Raw genomic sequence first — 6,042 nt, 5'->3', positions numbered from 1 at the left:
GTTTTTTATTCATTGTACACAAAAAAGACCCTATAAGATGACCTTTTTAAAGTGTCCATCTTATAGGGTACATTTTAATTCAGAGATCACCTTTTTTAATTCTTAGTAAGTATAAAAGGTCGTGTATTATTTGTTTTCCAGTGTGAATTTGTCTTAAGTATTGCTAATTAGAGGCTCAGGACATTTCATCTGTTATTAAAGTGTTTAAAACTTATTTTAACTTCAATTGAATTATGTTAAGTATATTGGATAAAGTGTTAAAGTTCTCAAATAACAACTCTTCATCACTAAAAATGATATCAAAATGTTCTTCTAAAATTACAATCAGTCTTATCATTTTAATAGAACATACTCCTAAGTCATTTAAATTATCATGCATATCAATTTCTTTGATGTTAGTTATCTGCAGGCACTGAGCAATATTTTTAATTACGGTATCTTTTAGATCTTCGGTCAATGATTTACACTCTCCCCTTCGTTGCAGTTCATGCGGATGAATCTCCGATATTCTGCTGGAGTACGAGAAAAGTGTTTCTTAAAGATACTAGAAAACTGAGAATTTGAAATATACCCGATGGCAATCGTGAGTTCTTTGATATTCAGGTTGGATGTTTTTAGAAGATCACAGGCGCGTTTCATCCGGACTTGTTGTAAGTACCGCATAGGTGATATATCAAATATTTTAGAGAAACTATTGCTTAAATAAACTGGATTGCAATAGATTAATTCAGCAAGTAATTGTAGCGTGAGTGGTTCTGCATAATGTTTACGGATATAGCGATGTACCATAATCAAACGATTATCAATTGTTCTTGTCTGTGCTTTGGTATTCACATCAAGAGAGCGCTTACTGAAATTCTTATGATTTGCTCGAAGAAGGGTTTCAATGTGCTCTTCTGTTTCAGCGATGTAACGTCCGGCTAACGGCCCGCATATTAATTTGGACAATTTGTTTATGTTTCTCATTGTCTTAGAAGAAGTTTCGATGACTAAAGGATATTCGTCTAGATCAGTAAACGAATAATTAAAAGTAATTTTGCGAATCTCTGCAGAAGAAGAACCTAAGTTCCGCAAACTGAAATTTTTACCGACAAGTGTGCTCATTTTATTTATAAGTAGCTCATTCCCATCATAAGATACGAAAGTCGAAGAAGGAACAATGATTGCGTAAGCTTGATGGTGTACAGAGGAACAAAATATTTCGTTCTTAGGCAAAAGATGTTCGACACTATATGCAGAAACCGTAACAAACTTCATACATGGGTACTCCTTTACAAGTTTAATAGACCTAAGAATCCGCAACATTATTCAAATCACATCTACATAATTTTAAAAAATCAATTGCCAATCATAGATTCATATAAGATTAAAATAACATATCTTAAATTATGTATCCAATTTTACATAAAAGCAAAAAAAGCAATTTTTTTTGAAAAAAGTTGGTTTATAATATCTCCTATAGAAGAAAAATGGGAGTTATTATTCCATTATAATCAATTTTACGACAAATAACACCATTATCTGATTATAATAACAACAAGTTTTAATTAATAACTGTATATAAATAAGGGGTGTTTATATTGCTATATCCATTGTCTCATCCACAAAAAAGAGTATGGATCATAGAGAATATATATTCAAAGAGTTCTCTGTATAACTTGGGCGGCGCATTTTATTTCAAACAAGCGATGGATCTGACATTACTTAAAGATAGCATTAAGGAACTGATTGATAACAATGCTAACTTGCGTATTCGTCTGAAGCGAAGTTCTAATAACGTATATCAATATGTTGATGAAACTGAACATGAAGTCTCCTTTATCGATTTTAGAGAGAGGCAGATAGATTCTGAAACGTGGTTTACCAATCACTTTAACGAACCTTTTGAATTGATTGAAAGTTCACTCTTTTGTTTTATCGTTTTCATTGATCAGTCTGGAAATGCCGGATGTTATTTTAAAGTGCATCATCTGATTGGCGATGGTTGGTCTGTGAAGCTAATCGCAGAGTCAGTCGTTGATATATATCAAAGCAAATTTTCTGGAAAAGAAGTTAAATCAGATCAATTATTATTTACTGATTATCTACATAGGGAAGAAAAATACAAGAACTCTTCGAGATTTTTAAAGGACAAAACCTTTTGGACGAAACGTTTCGATGATTTGACCAAGGTTGCTCAATCTAAAAGCAGCGAGAACACGCAAGCTCGTAGGTTAACGACGATCATTGATGCTAACCGTTCAAACAGCATTAGGAACTATATCCAAAATCAAGCCATAACAAATGCAGCATTTTTCACCGGTGTATTGTTTCTTCACTTGTCCAAAATGGATAAGACTGAGGAGATCATATTGGGGACTCCTGTGTTTAATCGTTCTGGACGCAAGGAGAGGGCAAGCTTTGGGATGTATACCAGCACAATGCCCTTAAAAATGAACATTGATCCAGAAATTCAAGATTCGACATTTATGATTCAGGTCCACAAAGAATTAAATGATTGTTATTTTCATCAGAAATATCCTTACGATATTTTAATTGAAGATATTTTGCTCAAGCAACAAGGTAAGGATCAACTATTTCAACATTGTATCAATTACAGCAATGCAGCACTTCCTGAGCATTGTGCCGGAATTGACATTAAAACGTTGGACTTTTTCTCCGGTCATCAGATTTATTCACTTCAAGTTTTTGTTAAAGACTGGTACCAGGATGGGCATATCCGACTCGACTTTGAGTATAAGACGGACGACTATACAGATGCTCAGATTCAACACTTCTCATCTGTCTATCTATATTTGATAGAGCAGATCATCATAGATAATGGGGCAAAGGTAAAAGATTTAAGAATTATGGAGCCAGAGCTTGAAAAAGAGATTATTCATCAATGGAATGATACTGAGGATCACAAGACAGAAGGAAATAGTATTGTTGAATTATTCTACAAGCAAGCGGCACTTCATCCAGGACGAATTGCGCTTGAGTACGGTGAGACCAGGTTAACATATGAGGAGCTTAATCTAAAATCCAATGCATTAGCACGTAACCTTTCCAGATATGGCATTGGATCAGAGAAGGTTGTAGCTATTATCTCAGAGCATTCTCTGGAAGCCATTATAGCGATTTGGGCTGTATTGAAAGCTGGAGCGACATTTTTACCCATCGATCCTAAACTTCCTTCAAAAAGAAAAAGATATATGCTTGAGGATAGTAATGTTAGCGCTATCTTAACTAATTTAGGTGGAATTTATGAATGTAGTAATAATATCAATGTGATTGATATTTCTTTAGAAACAACATATGAGGGAACAACAACAAATAATTTAATGGTAATTCCAGCCAAAAACCAACTTGCTTACATTATATATACTTCTGGTTCAACGGGTGTTCCTAAAGGAGTCATGGTGGAACATGGTGGATTGTTTAATTACACGACGTGGGCTTGCTCAACATATGTAGACGAAATTGAAGTGTTTCCAGTCTATTCGTCATTTTCTTTTGATTTAACTTTAACTTCGATTTTTACACCGTTAATTTGCGGAAGCAAAGCTATTATTTACAGTGAATCTGATAGTGGATTTGTGTTGGATAAAGTCATAACGGATAACCAATCCACCGTAATTAAGCTTACTCCATCTCACTTAAGACTGCTGATTGAACATGGGCGCTATGGAAATTCACTCAGAACGTTAATCGTTGGAGGAGAAGATTTAAAAGTACAGCTTGCCGAAAATGCGCTTGGAATTTTTGGTCGGGATATCAATATATTTAATGAATATGGGCCGACAGAGACTGTAGTGGGATGTATGATTTACCGATACGATAGTGTTTCGGTTAGAGGCGGATCCGTAAGTATTGGAAAACCTATACAAAACACTCAAATCTATATTCTGGATGGTGAGTTACAACCGGTTCCTTTGTATACAAAAGGTGAAATTTTTGTTTCGGGAGCTGGTGTTGCTAGGGGGTATTTAAATCAAGGTGATTTAACAAATGAAAAGTTTCTACTTAATCCATTCTTACTCGGTCAAAGAATGTATAAAACGGGGGATATAGGTTATTACGTCGAAGACGGAAACTTATTTTATGTAGGCCGGGCAGACGATCAAGTGAAAATTAATGGTTATCGGATCGAAGTGTTGGAAATTGAAAACATCATTTGTGGACTTGAAGGCGTTAAAGAAGCGGTAGTAACGAAACATTCGTTACCCAATGGCTCAGATATGCTGATTGCACATTTGGAGTTGCTAGAATCCATTTCTACTAGTCAGTTAAAGAGATCGTTATCGCTTCTCTTGCCAAGTTATATGATTCCTTCACATTTTGAGATAATGGAACGTTTGCCTGTCACGACAAATGGAAAGATAAATCGTTCACAACTACCAATGCCTAAGTTATCACAGGGTGTTGAGAATCGCAGTGACCCATCTGAAATCGCAAAACAGGTATTGAGCGCATTGGAAGAAATCTTAAAAACAGAAAATATATCTCTGGATGACAATTTCTTTTTTATCGGAGGAGACTCCATCAAAGCCATACAAGTTTCCTCCCTGCTCAACACGCAAGGAATTGAATTGAAGGCCAAGGATATACTCTTATATCCAGTTGTTGGAGAGCATGCTGAAATGGCAGAGAAGCGTGTTACTGAAAAAACATCTCAACCAGCCCAGTGTAAGGGAAGCATTCCTCCTGCGCCGATTAATCAATGGTTTCTTAAAGGCAGAATAAGTAACAAGAATTATTACTTGCAATCCGTCCATATCAATATTAAGGAAGATATTTCTTACAACCAATTTTGCCATGCTATTTCTCAATTGGTTGATGTTCATGATTCTTTGAGAATAACGATAGACAAAGAAACAATGCAGTTAAAATATCAAGATGTTTTTCCCTTGACATCTGTGATGAAATACATGGATTTGCGATTAGAAGAAGAGGGAGATTATCTGGAAAGTATAATCAAATACGATAAGGAGATCAAAGAGAGTATTTCAATGGATTCACCCTCCTTATTTTATTGCGTTTATTACGATACTCCACAAGGTATTAAGGTATCATTCATTGCACATCATCTGATTGTAGACGGAATATCGTGGAGAATTCTATTGGAGGATCTGGATTCATTGATTAGGGAGGGGGAACAATCTCATATTTCTCAGATCTCCAAAGGAAGCTCTTATCAAGAATGGGCTGGTAAACTATCGGAATACGCTGAGAGTCCTGCTGCCAGGAAAGATAGAGAGTATTGGAACAAAGTTGTTTCCCAAGTTCACTATATAAATCTAAAAGATAAGCTACAGCCCGAACGATCTAACTCTCCAAGTGTTCAGGAACAAAGGATAGTTCAAGAAAATATAACAAAACTCATCATGTCCACGGTGAACAAAAATCTGCAGACAACATCAAAAGATTTAATTGTTGCAGCTGTTGTTCTCACCATATGGGAGCTAACGAAGGAGAGCAACATCTCTGTAATGCTGGAAGGCCATGGCAGGGAAATGTTCGATCATACGCTCGACATTAATCGTACAGTCGGATGGTTCACCAGTTTGTTTCCCGTTAATTTCTTTGTTGAATCGGGAGATTTAACAGATCAGATTATTGCTATTTCCAATGAACTGAACAGTATACCTCTCAATGGAATGGGTTACGGAATACATTATTACTTAAAAGATGTATCAGGGGTGGAAGAGAGACGATTAGTCCGACTGAACTATCTTGGTGAGATGGACAATGGCCTTGCTGGTACGTGGTTTACACCCTCAGATACAAATACTAGCGCCGATGTTTGTCCCTACAATGATTTAAACTGTTTGCTGGACATCAATATTTATGTCATGAGTGGACAATTGTATATTCAAATCAACTATAAAGAAGATGATTTTTCTGTAAATACCATTCAACTATGGATGAATAAAATACAAAATAAACTAACAGAGATTTCTCTCATCCGTTCAGTTGTAAGCGACCCTATTGTAGATCTTACAGAACATAAATTAAACCAGGAGGACTTGGATGCATTATTTTCTTGATGAGCCAATAAAA

3 protein-coding genes are annotated in these 6,042 nt (G+C 35.6%); 1 reads left to right on the top strand and 2 read right to left on the bottom strand.

All coding sequences use genetic code 11. The annotated features are described in order from the left end of the window. Nucleotides 1–211: 211 nt before the first annotated feature. A complete protein-coding gene (locus QP794_RS17810) occupies nt 212–457 on the bottom strand; it encodes an acyl carrier protein (RefSeq protein ID WP_285078303.1) in 246 nt (81 codons plus the stop codon). Next, entirely contained in the window at nt 454–1,257 is an 804-nt protein-coding gene (locus tag QP794_RS17805; protein WP_285078302.1) for a helix-turn-helix domain-containing protein, read from the bottom strand. Before QP794_RS17805 ends, QP794_RS17810 begins: the two co-directional genes overlap by 4 nt. 314 nt (nt 1,258–1,571) lie before the next feature. On the opposite strand from QP794_RS17805, the gene QP794_RS17800 reads away from it, so the two are divergent. Next, entirely contained in the window at nt 1,572–6,029 is a 4,458-nt protein-coding gene (locus tag QP794_RS17800) for an amino acid adenylation domain-containing protein (RefSeq protein WP_285078301.1), read from the top strand. Nucleotides 6,030–6,042 lie beyond the last annotated feature (13 nt).

It is taken from the genome of Paenibacillus sp. UMB7766-LJ446, assembly GCF_030226665.1.
In the GTDB taxonomy this organism is placed as follows: Bacteria; Bacillota; Bacilli; order Paenibacillales; family Paenibacillaceae; genus Paenibacillus; species Paenibacillus vandeheii.
Note: the sequence above shows the minus strand (reverse complement) of the source record. Positions and strands in the feature narration are given on the sequence as shown.

What these genes read in the sequence shown, in the direction of transcription:
- QP794_RS17805 (WP_285078302.1), bottom strand. Translation starts at nt 1,257, where the DNA reads ATGAAGTTTGTTACGGTTTCTGCATATAGTGTCGAACATCTTTTGCCT.